At 50.2% G+C, this 19735-nt stretch carries 18 protein-coding genes; 14 read left to right on the forward strand and 4 right to left on the reverse strand.

Annotation, left to right across the window (positions count from 1 at the left end; all coding sequences use genetic code 11):
- Window positions 1–6 precede the first annotated feature (6 nt).
- A complete protein-coding gene (locus tag BUB94_RS08095; RefSeq protein WP_073159031.1) occupies window positions 7–486 on the reverse strand; it encodes a c-type cytochrome in 480 nt (159 codons plus the stop codon).
- A 59-nt stretch (window positions 487–545) separates the two neighbouring features.
- On the opposite strand from BUB94_RS08095, the gene BUB94_RS08100 reads away from it, so the two are divergent.
- From BUB94_RS08100 to BUB94_RS08145, 10 genes are all read left to right on the forward strand, one after another.
- A complete protein-coding gene (locus BUB94_RS08100) occupies window positions 546–1667 on the forward strand; it encodes a GDSL-type esterase/lipase family protein (RefSeq protein WP_254793708.1) in 1122 nt (373 codons plus the stop codon).
- A 51-nt stretch (window positions 1668–1718) separates the two neighbouring features.
- Window positions 1719–3047, forward strand: coding sequence for a GGDEF domain-containing protein (locus BUB94_RS08105; protein ID WP_073159027.1), 1329 nt, complete (start codon window positions 1719–1721; stop codon window positions 3045–3047).
- A gap of 4 nt (window positions 3048–3051) precedes the next feature.
- Window positions 3052–3447 (forward strand): hypothetical protein, encoded by a 396-nt coding sequence (locus BUB94_RS08110; protein WP_073159026.1) that lies wholly within the window; start codon window positions 3052–3054, stop codon window positions 3445–3447.
- Window positions 3448–3493: 46 nt separating this feature from the next.
- The gene (locus BUB94_RS08115) at window positions 3494–4330 is read left to right on the forward strand and encodes a TIGR02147 family protein (RefSeq protein WP_073159024.1); all 837 of its coding nucleotides are present in this window, start codon (window positions 3494–3496) and stop codon (window positions 4328–4330) included.
- Window positions 4327–6090 carry a hypothetical protein gene (locus tag BUB94_RS08120; RefSeq protein WP_073235824.1) on the forward strand — a complete coding sequence of 588 codons (1764 nt, stop codon included), beginning with the start codon at window positions 4327–4329 and terminating at the stop codon, window positions 6088–6090. Before BUB94_RS08115 ends, BUB94_RS08120 begins: the two co-directional genes overlap by 4 nt.
- Before the next feature lie 68 nt (window positions 6091–6158).
- Window positions 6159–7046, forward strand: a complete 888-nt coding sequence (locus tag BUB94_RS08125) for a polyprenyl synthetase family protein (RefSeq protein WP_083538187.1) — start codon at window positions 6159–6161, stop codon at window positions 7044–7046.
- Window positions 7046–8914 carry a 1-deoxy-D-xylulose-5-phosphate synthase gene (gene dxs, locus BUB94_RS08130; RefSeq protein ID WP_073235826.1) on the forward strand — a complete coding sequence of 623 codons (1869 nt, stop codon included), beginning with the start codon at window positions 7046–7048 and terminating at the stop codon, window positions 8912–8914. Before BUB94_RS08125 ends, dxs begins: the two co-directional genes overlap by 1 nt.
- Window positions 8911–10257, forward strand: a complete 1347-nt coding sequence (locus tag BUB94_RS08135) for a TrmH family RNA methyltransferase (protein ID WP_073235828.1) — start codon at window positions 8911–8913, stop codon at window positions 10255–10257. Before dxs ends, BUB94_RS08135 begins: the two co-directional genes overlap by 4 nt.
- Before the next feature lie 23 nt (window positions 10258–10280).
- Window positions 10281–11174 carry an orotidine-5'-phosphate decarboxylase gene (pyrF, locus tag BUB94_RS08140; protein ID WP_073159016.1) on the forward strand — a complete coding sequence of 298 codons (894 nt, stop codon included), beginning with the start codon at window positions 10281–10283 and terminating at the stop codon, window positions 11172–11174.
- Between the two features lie 21 nt (window positions 11175–11195).
- Window positions 11196–12053 carry a hypothetical protein gene (locus tag BUB94_RS08145; protein WP_073159014.1) on the forward strand — a complete coding sequence of 286 codons (858 nt, stop codon included), beginning with the start codon at window positions 11196–11198 and terminating at the stop codon, window positions 12051–12053.
- 72 nt (window positions 12054–12125) lie between these two features.
- Here BUB94_RS08145 and BUB94_RS08150 read toward each other — a convergent pair whose 3' ends face one another.
- Complete coding sequence (locus tag BUB94_RS08150; RefSeq protein ID WP_073159012.1) at window positions 12126–12926, reverse strand: hypothetical protein; 801 nt, start codon at window positions 12924–12926, stop codon at window positions 12126–12128.
- Complete coding sequence (locus BUB94_RS08155) at window positions 12920–13927, reverse strand: MlaD family protein (RefSeq protein ID WP_073235830.1); 1008 nt, start codon at window positions 13925–13927, stop codon at window positions 12920–12922. The genes BUB94_RS08150 and BUB94_RS08155 overlap by 7 nt, the downstream gene beginning before the upstream one ends.
- Window positions 13928–14014: 87 nt before the next feature.
- Here BUB94_RS08155 and BUB94_RS08160 point away from each other — a divergent pair, with 87 nt between their 5' ends.
- From BUB94_RS08160 to BUB94_RS16745, 4 genes are all read left to right on the forward strand, one after another.
- Window positions 14015–15253, forward strand: coding sequence for a M18 family aminopeptidase (locus BUB94_RS08160; protein WP_073235831.1), 1239 nt, complete (start codon window positions 14015–14017; stop codon window positions 15251–15253).
- Window positions 15253–17028, forward strand: a complete 1776-nt coding sequence (locus BUB94_RS08165) for an NPCBM/NEW2 domain-containing protein (protein WP_073235834.1) — start codon at window positions 15253–15255, stop codon at window positions 17026–17028. Before BUB94_RS08160 ends, BUB94_RS08165 begins: the two co-directional genes overlap by 1 nt.
- Window positions 17029–17112: 84 nt before the next feature.
- Window positions 17113–17844, forward strand: coding sequence for a tetratricopeptide repeat protein (locus tag BUB94_RS08170; RefSeq protein WP_073235836.1), 732 nt, complete (start codon window positions 17113–17115; stop codon window positions 17842–17844).
- Window positions 17844–18506, forward strand: a complete 663-nt coding sequence (locus tag BUB94_RS16745) for a hypothetical protein (protein WP_073235838.1) — start codon at window positions 17844–17846, stop codon at window positions 18504–18506. Before BUB94_RS08170 ends, BUB94_RS16745 begins: the two co-directional genes overlap by 1 nt.
- 565 nt (window positions 18507–19071) lie before the next feature.
- On the opposite strand, the gene BUB94_RS16430 is transcribed toward BUB94_RS16745, so the two are convergent.
- Entirely contained in the window at window positions 19072–19509 is a 438-nt protein-coding gene (locus BUB94_RS16430; RefSeq protein ID WP_139259173.1) for a hypothetical protein, read from the reverse strand.
- Between the last annotated feature and the right edge of the window lie 226 nt (window positions 19510–19735).

Below are 19735 nucleotides of genomic sequence, written 5' to 3' on the forward strand. Positions count from 1 at the left end.
GTTTTCTTATGGCAGGGTCTGCGCATAGCCCGCTATATCGATTAACTCATCCAGTGTTAATTCGTCTATGTAGGGTTCCATGTTGCGGTCATCATCGCCGAAATTCATCTGATACCAGAAAGTTGGCATGTCATTTCTAGCTCGGTCCCCGATGAAAATCGGGGGCTTTCTGTAATCGTGGGCGAAGTTGAGTCGATGCCCTTCTTCGCCGTGGCATGACTTGCAGTTTTGATTGAAAAGTTTTTTCCCGCGTTCCGGGTTGGCTCCCTTTAATTTTCCATCGGGTTGAAGAAGTTTGTACACGAGAAGGGCCATGCGTGCGTCTTCGCGGGTGAGGGTGTCTCCTTCGGAACCTGGGGCGGGGGTGCCTGGGCTTTGCGAAGTGTCTGGTTCGCTGTTTGCGAATGCGGGCATAATGGAGGTGCCTAGCAGCATCCCATACACAGCTAACAGTGTAAATAAACATTTAAACTTGTTTACGCCCATAAACGACAATTTAGTAAGGCTTGCTTGAGGACGTCGGGACAATTACTATAATTTTGTTTATGAGATTAGGTGTTTTTTTTAAAGTGGCGGTCTTTGGACTCGCACTTGCTTCTTTTGTGGCTTCTCCCCAGGCCAAGGAAAATTCTATGAATAATTTGTCTGAAAGCTCACTGGCGAAGAATTTCATTTTTAATGGCCGCTGGGATCATCAGAATCAGTTCAGCAGGACTAGCGCTCCGGCGGCAGTTATCCAGTTTAATGCCGTGGCGAAGTCTATTGATTTCGATCTGGAAGGGGAATCCCGCTGGATCCTCGTAGAAGATTCAAGGGAAGTTGCCGCCTTTGTTAGCGGTGCGCGTAAGGTCCAGTCGGTCAAGGTGGCCGGAGATGGTGAATCCCACCGTTATCGCCTGGTGAAAATCAGCGAGACGAATCCCGGTTCCGTAAAGGTCTACGGAATTTCTCTGGATGGTTCCGGAAGTTTTGGCTCCGTTCCCAAGCAGAGTGGCCGACGTATCGAATTTATTGGGGACTCCTTTACCGTGGGCTTCGGTGATGAAGGTAGCGGTTCCGATGACCCGTCCCTGGTTTTCGAAAAGACTAACGCCTCCAAGAGCTACGCCTACCTGCTTGCCGATGGCTTCAAGGCTGATTTTCAGGTGAACGCCTTTAGCGGTCGCGGCATGGTCCGCAATTACGACAATATTGTGCCTGAATGGAAGGTGCCTCGCCTTTATGAATTTACCGTTCCCGGTGAGGCCCCGGCGGATTTGGCTGGCAAGCTGCCCGAAGAATCCCTCAAGTGGGATTTTGGCAGCTTCCACCCCCAGGTGGTTGTAATCTTTATTGGCATCAATGACTTCCAGGGAAACCCTCCTTATGGCGACAAGAAGGAATTCTCCAAGGCTTATGCGGAGCTCCTTCAGAAACTGCGCAAGGCCCATGAAGGGGTGAAGTTCCTGCTGGTGTCCACAAAAATCTGGCCCAATGATGACCTGACTCCCACTGTAAAGGCCATTTACCAGTCCGAACTGGCTGCCGGTCACAAGGATTTGGAATTTGTGGAGGTCCGTACGGATAATGCAGGCCTCCTTGGGCATCCGGATGTGCATTCCCAGGCCGATTTGGCCCGTACTTTGCGCCCATTTGTAGCTAAACTGGGTGGCTGGCTATCCCGTTAGCCCCTATTTTTATATATTTGAGGGACAATATCTTACAAGTATAGGTTTCCTATGTCTAGGCTCTTTGAGAAAATCTATGTGCTGTTCAGGATGAATATCCTGATTTTCGTGTTGTTGGCTCTTACCGCCATCGCCCTTTTTGCGTACGAAAATGGCTTAGATAATATCGAATTCCTCAAATTGTCGGATTTCCCTTACGTCATCGCCCAGTCTGACTCTGTGGATGGCGGCGGATCTGCTGTAAAGCTGACCCGTACGGATTCCTCTGTCATCATGGACTATGAACTCCGTGAAGGCTACGCCTATCCTTATGCTGGCGTGAAGATTTTCCTTGGAGACGGTAAGGTCCGCGGTAAGGATCTTTCCCATTACGACAGTATCTTCGTGTGGGTGAAGCCCCGTGGCGAAGGTTCCGTCCGTCTCTACATGCGCGGTTATGATAGCGCTATCTATCGCGACGGTGATGAAACTTCACTGAAGTTCAACGAAATAGAATTCTTCCCCCTGAATGAAACCTATCCGGCAGTGTTCGTTCCCCAGGAATTCCGCGTGGCCGGCTGGTGGGTTGCTCAGAACGAGGTGGACGTTCATAAGGCTCGTGTAGACCTTTCTAACATCCCCCTGATCGAAATTCAGACCGGTACCAACGCTCCCCTGGGCTATGGTACTCTTGAAATCCGCGGTCTCTGCTTCAAGGGCAAGAAGATCGCCAAGGAAGACCTTACGACCGGCATCGTCGGTGTGTGGTTCGTGACCTTCTTCATGATCCTGGTCATCCGCTTCTTTGACTATAGCCGTGAACGGGCCGCAGCCAAGAAGAAGCGTGAAGAACTGGAAAAGAACCTGAAGGCTCTCGAAATCGAAAAGACTGAATACGAAAAGTCCAGTAAGGAAGACCCGCTGACCGGTTGCCTCAACCGTGCCGGTTTCAGCAGCATCCTGATGCGCGAACAGGAAAACCTGGTCAAGAATGACAGCCCTGTTTCCTTCGTGATTCTGGATATCGACCACTTCAAGCATATCAATGACCAGTATGGTCATAGCGTCGGTGACGAAGTGTTGGTGAACCTCTGCAAGCTGATCCAGAGCAAGATCCGTAATACGGATGCACTGGTCCGTTGGGGTGGCGAAGAATTCGTGATCCTCTGCAGCGACACGCCGATCCAGAATGCCCAGTTCCTTGCTGAAAAGCTCCGTATGGCTATTGAAAATACTCAGCTGATCAAGCAGCAGCAGGTGACCTGCTCCTTCGGTATTGCCGAAATGGTGGCTGGCGAAGATCCCAAGCGCCTGTTCGAACGTGCTGACAAGGCCCTTTACGCTTCTAAGGAGAACGGCCGCAACAGGGTGACTAGCGCCACCTTCAAGCGTACCCGTTAACGATATGAATAAGGCTGCCTTCTATATCGCAGCTGTTGCTTGCTCTCTTGCCGCGGTCCTCGTAACGGGTTGCGCCAAGAAGAGCCCCGAGCCGGAGTTCCGGCCCCTGCAGATTCATTGGATTCCCGGAGTGGGCGAGGATGAAGAATCCATGCCCACCAAGGATAATTGTGTGATTCGGCTCACGGCTAAACTGATGGGCGAGGATTTGGTTCAGGCTTCGCCGGTGGCGGATCTTGCATACAGAGTGGCATACGGAAAATCAAAGGAAGAGGCTGGAACCCTTTATTTTACTGGGGTTTGCGTCGATGCGGAAAGAAATTCCGCCCCCGAATGTCGGTGGAAGGCAACCTGCAGCAAGGACCTGGATATCGTTGTAAAGTTTCACAACGGAGATTAGTCTGCGGTGGTGGGATTTCTCATCGGGCTGATTTATCTTTTTCTGTATGAAGCAGATTTTTGAATATACCGACTACCGCGAGTGGTTACGTGACGCATTCGATGACTTTAAGCAGCGCAAGACTGTGATTTCGTGGCGTTATATGGCTATGAAGATGGGTGCCGATCCTGGTAATCTGCTTCGTGTTTCCCAGGGCAAGATTCACCTTTCTACCGCGCTTATCGAGCCGGCGGCTCAGTTCTTCGAACTGGATGAAAAGGAAACTGCCTACTGGACAGAAATGGTTTTCTTTGGCCGAGCCAAGACTGACAACGAAGCCTTGCAGCATTACGAACGTATGCAGGCTTTAAAGGGTGTGTCTCTCAAGCTTCTGCAGAAGAAGGAACTGGAATTCTACCGCCACTGGTACTACAACGCAATCCGTTCCATTATCGGTATTTGCAAGTTCAAGGATGACTATCAAGGCCTAGCCGAATGCTGCACTCCCCAGATTACCGAGGACGAGGCGAAAGCGGCCGTTCAGTTGCTTTACGAACTGAACATGATTTCAACAGACCGCGACGGCTTCTGGAAGGTAAACGATACCTTCGTGAGTACCGGCGGAAACTGGCGCTCTGCCGCTGTTCGACAGTTCCAGAAAGACACTATCGCCCTGGCAGGGGAGTCGCTGGAACGTCATGCACCGCACCTGCGAGATATCAGCACTGTCACCATGACGTTCAACATGGATGATATCCAGTTGATTCGCGAAAAGATTAATGAATTTCGAACGGATTTACTACGTTTATCTCAGGAAGGCGAAGGCGACAACACGGTTTTCCAGCTGAATATCCAGTTGTTCCCTCTTGCCTTTACAAAACCGTTGCAGGAGAAGGAAAAATGAACAGCCAGTTGCTGAAAAAGTTTGTTTTGCCTTTGTCGCTACCATTGGTAGCGTCGTTTTTTGCCTGCTCCGATAATCCTTCCAATTCCGGAAATAATCTCGCTGGTGGACCGGGTAGTATTACTACCAATGGTATCGTTGCCCGTGTTGGTGGCGTTCCTGTTTCTAATGCCAGCGTGTCCTTGCATCAGGTTGACTATACCGTACCCGAGGCTAAGGAAGAAGTTATGGTGGTCGCCGTGGCGACGACGGTTACCGATAGTGTTGGCCGCTTTGCATTGACCGTGCCCGACTCTGGCGAATACCGTATGACCGTGTCCTATGACGGTTCTGCCTATACAAAGATTGTTTCTCATGAGAGCTATCAGGCTCTGGATTCTCTGGAAGGGGTTGTAGACCTTTCTGCTATTGCAACCCTGACGGGTGTTGCCGATATTCCTGAAGGCAGCAAGGCGGTATGGGTTGGCGTTGTCGGCACTGATGTGCTGGTGCGTTCTGATTCCAATGGTGTATTCTTTATTCCGGCAATTCCTGCTAACGACACCTTGCAGTTGTATTTCATGGATGACGGCTATGAGGAAGACCTGGGACGTGAGTCCGTGTTCCTGCAGCCCTACGAACAGGTGCAGTACAACTATAAGACTCCCGTAGAAATTGACAGTTCCGTAACGGATTCTTCGGAGGTGGTTGCCGATTCTCTGCCCAAGGTTTCCGTGCTGCTTCAGAACGGCTCTCCGGCGGCTTATGCCACGGTTGCCCTGAGATCCCTTGATAGCGTTGGCGAAATTCGTTTTGTCAGGAGCTTCATGGTTGTTGCAGATAAGTATGCCGACGAGAATGGACGTTTTGATATGGAATGGCCTAAGTCTGGCGATTACCGTCTGACTGTCACTTCGGGAAGCCAGTCCTATTCCAGAGTTTATTCTGCAGAAGAGCTGAAGGATGTTGATTCTATTACGTTGACTACTTCGGTAAGCTACTCCAGCAATGTGACCTTGACTGCCGACGAAGATTTTGCCTGGGTTGGAGTTTATGGCCTTGATGAACTGGTAAAGACGGATGCGTCTGGCGCCTATGTGCTGCCTGCGCTTCCTGCTAACGATTCCTTAAAAGTTTACTTTGTTCATAATGACGGAACCAAACCCTTTGTTGACTGGACTGTAAAGACTTCTAAGGTTTCCAAGTCTGAAAAGCCGTCGGTACTTCTTTACGACTTTGAAGAAGACGATACGCGTTGGTACATGAGTGTCGATACTCTGTGGAAGGGGTCCTCTTTCTACAAGAACGGCAAGGCTGATTCTTCCCATAAGATTGCCGATTACCTAGAAGCGGATTCTTCTCGCGGATCTACCGTATTCCATGGAAAGTACTCGGTTGCCTTTGATCCTTACGCATGGGTTCTGCTGGGAACTCAGTTTAAGGAAACGCTGAATCTTTCGGATCTTGATTCCATCGCATTCTATGCCAAGGGCGATGGCAACATCAGGGTGACTCTCGAAAATTGGGAGAACTATGATAAGGGTACCAAGGCTGCCTCATCCAGGATTTCCCTGGATTCAAGCTGGAAGCGTATTGTAATCAAGCCTTCAGAACTTTGCATCGATAATGACGAAAAGAAGGATTGCAAGAGTACTTGGGAGCGCGTAAAGAACGGCGTCCGTCAGATTCATTTCTTCCCGGGTTGCAAGGACAACTGTTACCTGAGTCCGAAGAATGAAGTCTATGTGGATGACGTTAAACTTTATGGTGTGCTTTTCTAGCTTCAAACGCTTCATTTAAAGGAATGGCCCCTTTTGTGGGGGTCTTTTTTTATGTAAATTTGGTAAATATGGAATCTCTTGAAAAAGAAGCGGCTATTGCCCTGGATTACCTTTCCCGCGTCTCCAAGGAAGCGGAAAAGAAGTTTGATGAATTACTCCCCCCTGTGACGGATCAGCCCTGTCGCCTTCATGAGGCTATGCGCTATTCCATGTTTGCAGGTGGCAAGCGTTTGCGCCCGGCCTTGGTCAAGGCTGCGTTTGACATGTTCGGCGGTAAGGGAAACTCTGTGGATTACGCCATGAGCGCCTTGGAAATGCTCCATACGTTCTCCCTGATTCACGACGATCTGCCCTGCGTCGATAACGACGACTTCCGTCGCGGCAAGCCCACTAGCCATAAGCAGTTTGGCGAAGCTACCGCCGTGATGGCTGGCGATGCCCTCTGCATCCATGCTTTTGAAATGATGGGCAAGACCGGCAATGCCAAGGCTATCGAAATCCTGGCTCACCTGCTGGGTACCTATGGTATGATCGGTGGCGAAATGATCGACATCGAATCCGAAGGTAAGGCTGTTGATCTGGCAACTGTGGACTATATCCATTACCACAAGACTGCCGCTCTCCTGGAAGCTTCTCTGGAAGTGGGTGCCCGTCTGGCAAACGCAACCGAAGACGAAATCAAGATTATTCGCGACTATGGCCGTTCTATCGGTCTGGCTTTCCAGATTGTCGATGATATCCTGGACATCGTTTCTACCACCGAAGAACTGGGCAAGGACGCCGGTTCCGATATCGAGAAGGGCAAGGCAACCTACCCGGCTCTGGTTGGTCTGGAAAAGTCCAGGGAAAGGGCTCGCGAACTTTATGACGAGTCTATCAAGGCATTGGACGGTCTTAAGTACGATACCACGATCCTTCGCTCTGTCGCAGCTTTCATCATTACCCGAGTTAAATAATGGACCTTAAGAGCATTAAGTCGCCTCAGGACATTAAGCATTGTTCTGTGAAGGAACTTGAACAGTTGGCCTCCCAGATTCGCGAGACCATCATTGGTCAGGTTTCTAAGCATGGCGGCCATTTGGCTTCGAGCCTTGGTGTAGTGGAACTGACTCTTGCGCTGCACTATGTGTACAACGCTCCCGAAGACAAGATTGTCTGGGATGTGGGTCATCAGGCTTATGTTCACAAGCTTCTGACTGGCCGTATCGATCGCTTCGGTACCTTGCGTCAGCAGGGCGGTATTTCGGGCTTCCTGAAGCGTAACGAAAGTGAGTATGACTGCTATGGTGCAGGTCATGCAACCACTTCCATTTCTGCTGCTCTGGGTTTTGCTGTTGCCCGTAACCACTTCAAGCGCAAGAACAACGTGGTGGCTGTTATTGGTGATGGCTCCATGACCGGCGGTATGGCTTATGAAGCTCTGAACAATGCTGGCATTTCTAAGCAGAACATGACCATCATCTTGAACGATAACAAGATGAGCATTGCGCCCAATGTCGGCGGCTTTAGCAAGTATCTGAACCGTGTGATTTCCGATCCGGTTTACAACAAGATGCGTACGGACCTGGACCGCCTGATGAAGCGTCTTCCCGGTATTCTGGGTTCCCGTTTCCGCGATCTGTTCCTGCAGGTGGAAAGTGCGGCCAAGACGGCTGTGAAGCCCGGTCAGTTCTTTGAAGATCTGGGCGTCCGCTACTTTGGTCCTATCGATGGTCATGACATCGATGAATTGATTATGATTCTGGAGCGAGTCAAGTCCCAGCCCGGGCCTTGCCTCGTTCATGTGCTGACGGAAAAAGGCCGTGGTATGTCTGCGGCTGTAGCTAACCCCACCAAGTTCCATGGTTGCGGTCCCTTCGATCCTGAAAGTGGTCTGCCCCTGGCTCCGGGTAAGCCCAATCCGTCTCTTACCAGCATCTTTGGTAAGACCCTTCTTGAAATTGCGAAGAAGGATAACCGTGTCATCGGTATTACGGCTGCAATGCCCACGGGCTGCGGCATGGATATCGTTGCCAAGGAACTTCCTGATCGCGTTATCGATGTGGGTATTGCCGAAGAACACGCTCTGACTTTTGCGTCTGGTCTTGCCTGTGATGGTGTGGTGCCTGTAGTGGCAATCTACTCCTCCTTTATGCAGCGCGCCTACGACCAGATCATGCATGACATCGCCCTGCAGAATTTGCATGTGGTGATGGTGCTTGACCGCGCCGGTTTGGTGGGGGCCGATGGTCCTACCCATCATGGCGTTTTTGACTTGTCGTTCTTGCGTACGGTTCCGGGAATTACCATCCTGGCTCCGTCTAACGAGAATGAACTTCGGGATATGATCCAGGCTTCTATCGACATGGAAGGGCCTGTGGCGATCCGCTATCCTCGCGGTACTGCCTTGGCAGAAACTTTGGAACCTGCAACTGAGAACTTTGATGCGAAACTGCCCAAGGTTCTTGAACAGGGTAAGGATATCTTGCTCTTGGGTGCAGGCTTCATGACTAACGAACTGAAGAAGACTGCAAGTGTCTTGCGTGAGAACGGTTACAACCCGACTCTCGTGGATGCTCGCATCATCAAACCCTTGGACGAAGAATGCTACCGCGCACTCTTCGAAAGCCACAAGACTATTGTAACTCTCGAAGACAATACCTTAGTTGGTGGTTTTGGTTCTGCTATCGGCGAACTGCTTATGGATCTCGGAATTACGGACAAACGTTTGCTCCGCTTCGGACTTCCGGACAAATTCGTTGAACAGGGCGAAATTTCGGCCCTCTACAAACTTTTGAATATTGACGGGGAATCCGTCGCCAAACAAATAATGGAAAAACTATGAGCGAAGAAAATAACGAAAACCGCACCGTAAAGGCCACATTGAACCGCAAGTTCGGCGTCAGCGAAGCTGCTGACCGTCGTAACCCCCGTCGTGACGGCGATAGCCGTGACTCCCGTGAAGGCCGTGGCGACCGCAAGTCTTTTGGCGACAGAAAGTTTGGTGACCGTGGCGAACGCCGTTTTGGTGATCGCAAGTTCGGTGACCGCAAACCTTTTGGTGACCGCGGCGAACGCCGTTTCGGTGACCGTCCCTTTGGTGACCGCCCCCGTCGCGACGATGACCGTCGTGAATTCAACCATGAAGGCGCAGAAGGTGAAGGCCGTTCCTTCAACCGCGAAGACCGCCCCTTCAATCGTGACCGTCGCCCCCGTTCTTTCGGTGACCGCCCCTTCCGTGGCGACCGCAAGCCCTTTAACCGCGATGGTGGCGAACGTCGTGAATTTAGCCGCCCCATTTACCGTCAGCGTCCTGAAGAACAGCCTGTAGAAGCTGTGGAAGAAGTTCTGGACGAAGCCGCACTGGAAGCACGCGTAGCCCAGGCTGAAGTTAGCGAAGATGTAAACTTCAACCCGCCTTGGTTCAAGAAGCTCCTGGCTCTCACCACCGAAAAGGGCCGCGAACGCGAAGGCCGTTTCATTGGTGAAGGCGTTCACGTTGTGCAGGAACTGGTTTCCCATCATCGTGAATTGGTGGTTGGCGTTTATGCTGTCGAAGGTTTCGCTGACGAAGGCTTGATCGAAACCATTAATGAAGCTGAAATCAAGATTAACATCTTGACTGAAGACCAGATGAAGCGTCTGTCTTCTACCGTTACCCCCCAGGGTGTGATTGCCGTGGCCCGCATTGCCAGCAAGAAGCCCGCCTATGAATCCAGCCGTAGCATCCTCACTCTCGTGGACGCCGTGCAGGATCCGGGTAACTTGGGTACTCTCTTCCGTACCAGCCTCGGTTTCGGTTCCGATGGTATGATTCTCGGTCGCGGTACCGTTAGCCCCTTCAACCCCAAGGTTGTTCGTGGTTCCTCGGGTACTTTCCTCCGCGTGCCTTTCGAATTTGATGTTGACCTGATTGACCAGATCAACTTCCTCCGCAGCAAGGGTTACACCATTATTGCTACTGATCTTCACGGTAAGCAGTCCCTCCGCGAAATTCCCCAGCATAAGCTCCGCAAGATGGCTTTCCTGGTGGGTAACGAAGGTGCTGGCACCAATCCCTACTTCATTGAACTGGCTGACGAAACCGTCAAGATCCCCATGAGTAGCGATCTGGAATCCCTGAATGTTGCTGTGGCTCACGGCATCCTTTCTTACGAAGCCGCCCAGATCCTGGACGAACTGAAGTAAAACGGAAATAGCTGAGGTTTATAATGAACTTTCATGAACGTCTAGAACAGCGCGTCGCCAAGTGCGGCAACCCGGTTTGCATGGGCATGGATCCGGTGATGAAGCTGATTGACCCTTGTGTTTCTGCAGGTTCTGCCGAAGACAAGATCAAGCGTTTCTATTCCGAAATTCTGGAATGCTGCCTGAAGCGCAATGTGCAGCCCGCTGTAGTCAAGCCCAATAGCGCTTACTACGAATGCGTCAGCGTGCAGGCCATGCTCACCTTGCAGCAGCTCATTGCTGATTACAAGAGTGCTGGCATTCCCGTGATTCTCGATGCCAAGCGCGGTGATATCGGTAAGTCCAGCGCTGCCTACGCTACCGCCGCCTTTGACGTGTACAAGGCTGACGTGGTGACCGTTTCCCCGTGGATGGGTTCCGATTCCGTGAATCCCTTTGTTCGCGAAAATTCCGAGAACGGTGCTTACGTGCTGCTCCGTACCAGCAACAAGGGCGCTCACGATTTCCAGGATATGCCTGTTATCGGTAGTGACGATCCCCGCGACGTGAACGAAGCCTTCTACTCTGTTGCCGACAAGATCTTTGAATGGGACGGCGACAAGGGCTTCTTCGGTGCTGTGGTCGGTGCAACTCATCCCGAAGAACTTGAAAAGATTACCGCCTACTGTGTTGCCCACCAGCACGAAATTCCCTTCCTGATTCCTGGCGTTTCCATTCCTGGTGTGCCCGGTGGTCAGGGTGGCGATGCAAAGACTGTACTTACCGCAATCAAGAACGGTGGCGGCAAGCGCAAGTTCCATGTGCTGAACAGCTCCAGTGGTCTGAATTTCGCTTACCAGCGTAGCGAAAAGCCCGAAAACTTCGCTAACGAATGCGTTGACGCCCTGGAACGTCTGGCTGAAGCTTGCCAGATCTAGGAACAAGGTTGAGGTAGTCGAATGCGGTCTGTTAGGTTTATTGCGGTAATCGTTGTTGCAGTAGCCCTCGTGGCGGTGGCTTTCCGTATGGCAAAGCCTCTTCCCAGTACCAATTTCGACGAATCCTTCTTGCCCAAGGCCTCTTCTGTTCGCTATGTGGCTGCCGGTCACGATGCATCTGTGGCGGGGCTTTTCTGGATCAAGGGTCTTACCGAACTGGGTGAAAGCTTCCTGACGGGTAAGGAGTATGCCTATCTGGGTCATGTGGCAAATCTTTGCACGGAGTTGGATAGCCTTTTTAATACCCCCTACTATTTTGTTGGCGGTATCACTCCTGTCGATGCTCAGGATACTTCTGACTTTGTGGTGCTTCGCAGGGCCAGTAAAGTCTATCCTGAAAACTGGCGCTATTCGCTCTACTATGCCATGCGTCTTGCTCGCGGTCCCCATCCGAACAAGACCGAGGCCGCAAACGTGATGCGCCGTTATTTCGATAGCCCCGATACCACTATTCCGCCCCATATCCGTACCATCTACCGCAGTTTTGAGCTGGATACCATGCAGACCGAAATGGCCCTGGAATCAGTGCTGAATGACATGATGCAACCTCGCTTCAAGAAGTTCAGGGAAGGTTTTTATTCCAAGGTTCTTCGACTTCTTGGATATAAAGGTATGGTTGGCGATCCCGAGAAGAATGAAACCTATCAGAGGGTGAAGTTCCTCATGAATGCCATGGTGGAGGGTAAGATGCATCCTGGCCTTGTGTACAGGGAATTGCTGGCTATGAAGAAGGTTGAGGAACCGGAAGTCAAGACTGACAGTGTTGAGCCGCCTAGCGATTCCGTTGCCGTGGCTTTTCCGGATTCTACGTCGAACTAAAAACAGCTGACTTTAAAAAATAGAAGCCTTCCGTAAGGAAGGCTTTCTTGCTTATATAAATTCTGAAAAATTTTATTTAGAACAACGTTTTGCGTTGTTGGGGAGGCCGATCAGTTCGAACGCATTCTTGCAACGCAACTTCAGGTCTTCGGCTTCTTTTTTAGGCGTAGACTTCAGCTGGGAACGCAAGTACAGAATCGTTGCCGTGGTAAAGGGGAGGTTTGCCTGGATTGCCTTGGCTTCGGCGATGCGGTAGAGGGAGTCTGCTTCGGCGTTGCCAGAGATGTCTGCGATGCGGGCTGCGGTAAAGGCATAGAACCCGCCCTTCTTGTCGGTTCGCTTTCCGACCATCTTGAGGGATTCATTGGCGGCATCCATCTGACGTGCCCCAGCCTGGGCAATGGCGCATTCGCTATAATAAGCGGCCTGTGCAGTTTCTTGCGCATTCTTTAGCGAGTCTGCAACGATGGATTCGCAGTTCTTGTTTGCCTTCTGGTAGTCGCCTCGGGCGTTTGCGATGGCGGCCTTTGCGGTGACCAGCTGCACCAAGGTGCTGACGTCCAGGGCTTCGGGCCTGACAACGGTAAGCAGAGAATCTGCCAGGTTTAGGTCAAGGCTGATGGTGCGGATTCGTGCCATGTTAATCAGAACTCGACCTTCAGAAAATAGGTCGGATTCTTTGCGGCTGGCGAGAAGAGCTCTTTCCAGCTGGCCGTAACCCTTGGCGAACTTTCCGTTGCTGAAGGAACGCTGGGCTCTTGCAGCAAGAATTCCCGATTCGGAGGCTTCTGCGAAAGAAGTGGCGGCCAGGGCGATTCCCATGGCGACGGCTGCTGTGCGGGCAAGGCGGAACTTAGGCAGTTTCTTTACCATAGGGTCTCCACCATGAAGGGCACGCTATCCTTGGAGGGCATGGATCTGCGGACTATCCACATGTTGGAGATTCCTGCCATAAGGTCGTCGGCATTCTGCAAAGTCTGTTCGGTGGCTTCCATAAAGTCGCCGATTCCGCTTGTCAGTACGCCAACTTCGGTAAGGACTCCATCTACACGTTCGAAAGTCTTGTCGACCTTGCCCATCATACCATCGATACTACCCATCAAGCCGTCGATTCGCTGGGGAATGGGCTTCAGTTCACCCATCATAGCGGATACGTCGTCGGCGATGATATTGACCTTTCCTAACAGGAGAGGCATTTCTGTCTGAATCGTGTCAAACAAGCCTGCTGCCTGGAATAAGACCTTCTTGCCGATGTAGGTCATATCGTCTAGACGACCTAGCTGGCGGTTCAGGTTGTCGTAAAGTCCTCGGGAGCCGAACAATGCGCCGACGGTAGTTCCCGTATCCATTGCCATGGAGAGTAGGGTGTCGGCAGCGTTGACAAGTACGTTTACGCGTCCCAGAAGTTCGTTTGCCGTTTCAAGAACGGTTTCGATATCCTGCGCCTGGCCCGGAGGTAAGAATTCTCCATCCTCCAGTACTCGTCCCTTGCCGCGGTTCACGTCGATGTTAACAACACGGGCCGAAATCAGGTTCTGGTCACGGATGGCGAACACCTTGGCGCTGTCGGTAATCCAGTTCTGGTATTGCTTGCGGATGATGAATTCCATCTTGACGCCTTCGCCTTCAATTTCCATGTCGGAAATCTGGCCCACGTCTACACCGCTAATCTGGACACGGGTTCCGGGGCGTAAGCCGAACGCCTTTTCGAACCTACTGTGGAGTTTGTATTCTTCCACGCCGATCATACCAGATGAGAAAAGCTTTGCGTAAAGCACAATGCCAAAAATCATGATAGCAACGGTAAAGAAGATTCCGACCAGGAGGCCGGAAATTTCCATCCAGTTGATGCGCTTTAGCGGTTTAAAAGCCATATTGGGAAATATATAAATAATTATTTACCACTTGGATGGGTCTTTCCGTTATGTTTCTATTTTTTAAAAGCGATATTTGAGGAGATCATGGATTTTTTTGAGTTTCTAGATAGTGCAGTAACACCTTTTCACACGGTATCGGAGTTAAAGAAGGCTTTTGAAAAGGCTGGTTTTGGTAAGGATTCCGTTTTTGAACGAAATGGGGCCCTTATTGTGGTCCGTTTGCCTAGGACGGTGAATTCTAACACCAGGTTTCGTATCGCCCTGGCCCATACGGATTTTCCTGCGCTCAAGATATCTCCCAATCCCGACAAGAACTGTGCGGGAGTGAACAAACTTCATGTTGAAACTTATGGCGGCCTGCTTTATACAAGCTGGCTGGATCGTGATCTGGGATATGCCGGTCTGCTGGCTTTTGAAAAGGATGGCCAAGTCGGTTCTCGACTGATTCGCGGAAGCAAGTTGTTCCGTATCCCTCAGTTGGCAATCCACTTGAACCGTGGCGTGAATCAGGATGGTCTGAAGGTGAACCCCCAGACGGATCTGGATGCGTTATGGAGTTCCAGTTCTAGCGCCGCAGATGCCTCCCGGAAATTCGCCGATGTCCTTCAGGCGGAACTGGGTGGTGATGAACACCTGCTTGATTTTGACGTCCAGTTTTTTGATGCCCAGCCTGCAAGTGTGGGTGGCTTTAATGATGAATGGGTCTATTCCGGACGCCTGGATAACTTGAGCAGTTGCCACGCCATTGCCGAAGCAATGCTGAATTCGGATGTTCCCGAAAATGACTTCCTGGTGGCTGCATTCATGAACAACGAGGAAGTGGGCTCTGTTTCTCGTGATGGTGCTGGCGGAAACTTCCTCCAGTCAACTCTTGAAACCCTCTGGAACCGTTATGCCCAAAATGGTGGTGTTGGCCGTAGCCTGTCTGAAGTGTTGGCTGATTCCTTAGCCTTGTCCATTGACATGGCTCATGCAGAACATCCTAACTTCCCGCAGAAGCATGAATCAAACCATGCGCCTGTCTTGGGCGGCGGTGTGGTGCTAAAGACGAATGCCCAGAAGCGTTATGCCAGTGACGTTCTTTCTTCGGCACAATTCAAACTTCTTTGTAAAAAGGCAGACGTTCCTTATCAGACGTTCATCACCCGTAATGACATGCCCTGTGGAAGTACTGTTGGTCCTACCATTTCGGCTTCACTTGGAATTCCCACTGTAGATATCGGTGAGCCCATGCTCAGCATGCACAGCATTCGTGAGATGATCGCCTCTAAGGATCATGCGGATTTGATTAGTCTTTTGAAAATTTTCTTGGGGAAGTTTTAATGAAGCTTGTATTGAATAAAGTAAAGAATAGAATCAACTCTTTTAGAAGAATTACCTTTGATTCTTTTTTGGATCGAAAGTCTTTTGCCAGTTGGGGCTTGCTTATTGTTTTCCTGAATTTCGTGATGCTCCATGCGCTGGGATTCGGTTCTGACCTGGGCTATTGGCGCAGCTGGATCAGCAACCTTGAAATGGGCGTCGGTAATTTTTCGGGCGACTATCCGCCGTTTTATATCTTGTGGCTTCGCGTGGTGGCTGCCTTCTACAAGGCCACGGGGCTTTCGTTGCAATTGGATTATGAACTGAAACAGTTCTGCCTGCTACCTGTGATTTTGGCCCATGTATCCCTGGCCCATTTCGTGTGGCTCCGCCTGCGGAGTCGTGATTGGCCGCCGCAGATAAAGACTGTGGTCATGCTTTTGGTGGCGATAAATCCTGCGTTCTACCTGGATGGACCTGTGTGGGGACAGGTGGATATCTTGCCGGTAACGATTTGCGTGTGGGCGCTGTGGTATGCGGCAAGGCCCAATACTTTTGCGATTGGTATGGCTCTGTTCATGCTTGGTCTTTTGACCAAGTTCCAGATGATTATGTTCCTCCCGGTTTTCGGAGCCCTGGCTCTCCGCTACCGCAAGATTATGTGGAAGGGCTTGTTTGCTGCCGGTGCTGTTTTTGTGCTGGTCTTCTTGCCGTTTATTCTGGCGGGGAACTTTGCCAAGGAATTCTCTCAGGCTTATCTGAGTTCCGTGGGGCAGTACCCTTATGCGGCCATGAATGCGGGTAACTTGTGGATGGCCCTCGTGGGCAACATGACTCCCGATACCAGGCCCATATTCGAATGGGCTCCGGCTTTTATGAATCCGGGCCTCATGGGAAAGATTTTGTTTGTAATCGTTTCGTTCGCGGTACTACTGGTGACTTTCTTCAGGAGGCTTGACATGGGCGCCATCATGATGGTAGCTGCCCTGAATGCACTGGCCTTCTTTATGTTGTTGCCTTGCATGCATGAACGTTACTGCCTTGCCGCGGCTGTCATGTGCGTTGCGGCGGTGTCCTGCCAGAGAAAGCCGAACATCAATGGTGCCGTAATTTTGTCGGCTGTCGCTTACTTGAATATTTCGATGCTGATGTCTACCCGTGGCGACGCGCTTTGGTTCTGGATTTCCATTGCCGGCATTTTTGCCATGGTCTATTTCCTGGCTCAGAACATTGCTCCTGAAAAGTTTGAACGTCTCTGTGGGCTGTTCAAAAAAATCCCCTTGCCGGGACTTGTTCCCTATGTGCTGTTGCTGTTGGTTTATGGCGTGGATATGGGAAGTACTTTTGCCCAGATGGCCCGTTCCGCTTACAGCCTGAAGGATGGTGAAGTCTTTGTGTATGATTTGAACTTGATCCATCAGGAACAGGGTTATGGAAACACCCATATTGGAAAATCCATTGATGGAAATCCGCTGCGGGTCAATGGCGAACTTTACGTAGCAGGCATTGGAACCCATGCTCCTTCAAGGCACGTTTATGAACTGCCGAAGAATGCGACCCGATTTACGGTGACTTGCGGCGTGGATGATGAGTCGGGCAATGGTGTCGTAGACTTTATCGTCTTACTGGACAACCGTGAAATCTGGAGAAGTGGCCGTATGGAAGGCCGTCAGGTAAAATCGGCGGATCTGGATATTCGCGGTGGCCGTAGAATATCTCTGGTGACTGACGAAATGGGCGCCAAGAATTTTGACCATGCTGACTGGGTAAACCCTGTGGTTTATACAGAGAAGTAGTTTTAGGGATAAAATGAGGTCCGTAGTCAAAAAGTACTGGGACCTCGTTTTTTTGTATATTACTGGTCGATTAGGAAATTTGATATGCGATTGTCTATTTTGTTGATTGTCTTGCTGTCGGTGATGGGCTTTGCGCGCCCCATTAATGATGGCAATAAGTTGTTTGCCGCAGGCGATTATGCCGCAGCCCTTGAAAAGTACATGAAGGCCCGTGAATCGGAGCCGGCAAATCCTTTGCTGTTCTACAACATCGGAACTTGCCAGTACCGCCTTGGAAATTATGAAGAGGCCAAGAAGGAATTGGAAAGTGCGGTACGCATGCCCGATAAGAAGATGGCGGCGAAGGCGGCCTACAATTTGGCCAATACCCATTTCCGCGTTGGTGAAAAGGCCGCTGAGCCCAGCGAACGTATTGCCGCTTGGCGTGAGTCCGTGGCATACCTTAAAAAGGCGATCGACCTGGACAACAATTTTGAAAATGCCAAGAAGAATGTTGAAATTGTCCAGCGCAAACTGAAAGAGGAACTGGATAAGCAGAAACAGAATCAGGATCAGAACCAGGATAATGACCAGAAGCAGCCTCCTTTAAGTGAAAAGGCCAAGGAAGCCCTGGCACGAGCCCTCCAGCTGAGTAAGGATGGCAAGTACGAAGAAGCCAAGCAGATTCTGGAAAACATTATCGCCGAAGATGAAACGGCTGGTCAGCTGAATGCCTATGTGCAGCGTGTTGACGATGTCATTGAAATCAAGGCCGGTCGCAAGCCCAAGGCAAAAATCGATGCCAGCAACACCGATAACGACTTGGAGGTGATCTAATGTTCCAGGACGTCATTCTGAACGTAGTGAAGAACCCGGTACGCATGACGGTTTGCGTCTTGTTGTGTGCCGCTGCTGCATTTGCCGCTCCCAAGTCTGCAAGTGCTTATTATAGCGATGCCGCTTTCCAGTACATTGAGAATCGCTTGCCTTCTGCGGAAATTACCTGTAATGAAGGTTTGCAGTATTATCCCAATGATCAGAAGCTGCAGATGCTCCTGGATCGCATTCAGGAAGCCAAGGACGAGCAGAAGAACGAGAATAAGAAAAACGATCCTAAGAACGATCAGAATGATCAGAACAATCAGGATCAAAATCAAGACCAGAATAAGGACCAGAACCAAGATCAAAACCAGGACCAGGACAAGGATCAGCAGGACCAGAATCAAGATCAGAATAATGGTGACCAGTCTAGCGATAGTCAGGGTCAGAGTTCTGATAGCGAAGGCGGCTCCGGCGAACAACCGCAGCAGCCTGAGGAACTGTCCAGCGATAGCCAGGGCGAACAGCCCCAGCAGCCCGAGGAACCGCAGGAGGTTCCTGCAGGTCAGATGAGCCCTGAAGAAGCCAGCCAGCTTTTGAAGGATTTTGACGAACAGAATGGTGAACGTAAACCTTGGAAACCCCTCCGCGGCCAGGCAAGACCTGCCAAGGACTGGTAAGGCGAAACCAAGAACAAGCTTGCTTGTTCTTGAGTGAGCCGCAAGTCCTGCGCTCGCAGAGCGCAATGACAGGTAAGGCGAGTGTCGCGACGGCAAACTTGTTTGCCGGCATAGGACAGAGGCGAGCGGGAAGGACTCCGAAGGAGTCCCCAAGGGTCAGATGACTGTCGCTCAGTTCTTGGAAATGACCGCTAAAGACCGAAAAGTCGTTCGCTAGTCAGTCATTTGTCATTGCGAGGGGCGAGCAGCCCGAAGCAATCTCTGAAAATTTCAAACATCCGTCTTATTAGGCGGATGTTTTTTTAAAGGGGAAAGCCTTCCCCTGATTCGCACTCCGTTGCTCTCCACCCTTTCTAGCGGGCTTCAAGCGCCTGCCCGCAACCCCTGGCTTACCCCACCCACCCAAATGTCATGCCGCACCTGATGCGGCATCTCCCTTCCTCTTTGAATAATCTATATTATTGATAGACATTTTTTTTTGAGCTTTTGCTCTTATTCTCTAGTCTAGAATCTAACAAAAACAGCCGACCATCTTGTGAGTCAGCTGTTTTTGCTGAAAGCCAAATTATTGTTTGATTAGTGCATATACATTCGTTCGGGCTTGTAGGTATTTTCCTTTAAGGTCTCCGTTTAATGTACTGTAAACCCAAACGGGACAATCAAGTTTAGCATTAGTTTTGGATTCCTTTTGAATTAATTCGACACTAATCGTATCATCTTGGATTGAAACTCCTATTGATTTGATGTTTTCTCGGGAACAATAAATTTCTGAAGGAAAAACAAGCGATAGCGTATTATTTCGCTGCGTTAGGTAAACTGTGTCTATTTTGGAATGTTCTGATATTTCGTTAGTGTCAGATAGGCATTGAGATATAGAATCCAAAAGTATTAAATTTTCATCGAGAGTTATTTGAGAATCTCTTGTGGTTGATTCGTCAGGATTACTAGAGCATGCTGAAAATAGGAGAAGAAAAGGTATAAGGCAGATTGATATTTTTTTCATTTTACGCTCCTTTGGGTTAATATTCTGGTGTGCCAAAAGTACATATTGTTTTATACAATTTTAAGTTTGAGTTTCTATATAATGGTTTTTGGATGGAATTTTCAAACGTCTCCTTGGACCCATCGAAATGTTTTCCGTCAACAGTACCAAAAAGATGTACCATTATAGGTTCCACGCCATAATCACGTCCTTGAACCAACCATTTATATACAGCGTTTTTGTAGGA

This window comes from Fibrobacter sp. UWH9, assembly GCF_900129715.1.
GTDB lineage: Bacteria > Fibrobacterota > Fibrobacteria > Fibrobacterales > Fibrobacteraceae > Fibrobacter.

What these genes read in the sequence shown, in the direction of transcription:
- BUB94_RS08120 (WP_073235824.1), top strand. Translation starts at nt 4,327, where the DNA reads ATGAACAGCCAGTTGCTGAAAAAGTTTGTTTTGCCTTTGTCGCTACCA.
- BUB94_RS08150 (WP_073159012.1), bottom strand. Translation starts at nt 12,926, where the DNA reads ATGGTAAAGAAACTGCCTAAGTTCCGCCTTGCCCGCACAGCAGCCGTC.
- pyrF (WP_073159016.1), top strand. Translation starts at nt 10,281, where the DNA reads ATGAACTTTCATGAACGTCTAGAACAGCGCGTCGCCAAGTGCGGCAAC.
- BUB94_RS08160 (WP_073235831.1), top strand. Translation starts at nt 14,015, where the DNA reads ATGGATTTTTTTGAGTTTCTAGATAGTGCAGTAACACCTTTTCACACG.
- BUB94_RS08165 (WP_073235834.1), top strand. Translation starts at nt 15,253, where the DNA reads ATGAAGCTTGTATTGAATAAAGTAAAGAATAGAATCAACTCTTTTAGA.
- BUB94_RS08100 (WP_254793708.1), top strand. Translation starts at nt 546, where the DNA reads ATGAGATTAGGTGTTTTTTTTAAAGTGGCGGTCTTTGGACTCGCACTT.
- BUB94_RS08170 (WP_073235836.1), top strand. Translation starts at nt 17,113, where the DNA reads ATGCGATTGTCTATTTTGTTGATTGTCTTGCTGTCGGTGATGGGCTTT.
- BUB94_RS08105 (WP_073159027.1), top strand. Translation starts at nt 1,719, where the DNA reads ATGTCTAGGCTCTTTGAGAAAATCTATGTGCTGTTCAGGATGAATATC.
- dxs (WP_073235826.1), top strand. Translation starts at nt 7,046, where the DNA reads ATGGACCTTAAGAGCATTAAGTCGCCTCAGGACATTAAGCATTGTTCT.
- BUB94_RS08135 (WP_073235828.1), top strand. Translation starts at nt 8,911, where the DNA reads ATGAGCGAAGAAAATAACGAAAACCGCACCGTAAAGGCCACATTGAAC.
- BUB94_RS08145 (WP_073159014.1), top strand. Translation starts at nt 11,196, where the DNA reads ATGCGGTCTGTTAGGTTTATTGCGGTAATCGTTGTTGCAGTAGCCCTC.
- BUB94_RS16430 (WP_139259173.1), bottom strand. Translation starts at nt 19,509, where the DNA reads ATGAAAAAAATATCAATCTGCCTTATACCTTTTCTTCTCCTATTTTCA.
- BUB94_RS08110 (WP_073159026.1), top strand. Translation starts at nt 3,052, where the DNA reads ATGAATAAGGCTGCCTTCTATATCGCAGCTGTTGCTTGCTCTCTTGCC.
- BUB94_RS16745 (WP_073235838.1), top strand. Translation starts at nt 17,844, where the DNA reads ATGTTCCAGGACGTCATTCTGAACGTAGTGAAGAACCCGGTACGCATG.
- BUB94_RS08095 (WP_073159031.1), bottom strand. Translation starts at nt 486, where the DNA reads ATGGGCGTAAACAAGTTTAAATGTTTATTTACACTGTTAGCTGTGTAT.
- BUB94_RS08125 (WP_083538187.1), top strand. Translation starts at nt 6,159, where the DNA reads ATGGAATCTCTTGAAAAAGAAGCGGCTATTGCCCTGGATTACCTTTCC.
- BUB94_RS08155 (WP_073235830.1), bottom strand. Translation starts at nt 13,927, where the DNA reads ATGGCTTTTAAACCGCTAAAGCGCATCAACTGGATGGAAATTTCCGGC.
- BUB94_RS08115 (WP_073159024.1), top strand. Translation starts at nt 3,494, where the DNA reads ATGAAGCAGATTTTTGAATATACCGACTACCGCGAGTGGTTACGTGAC.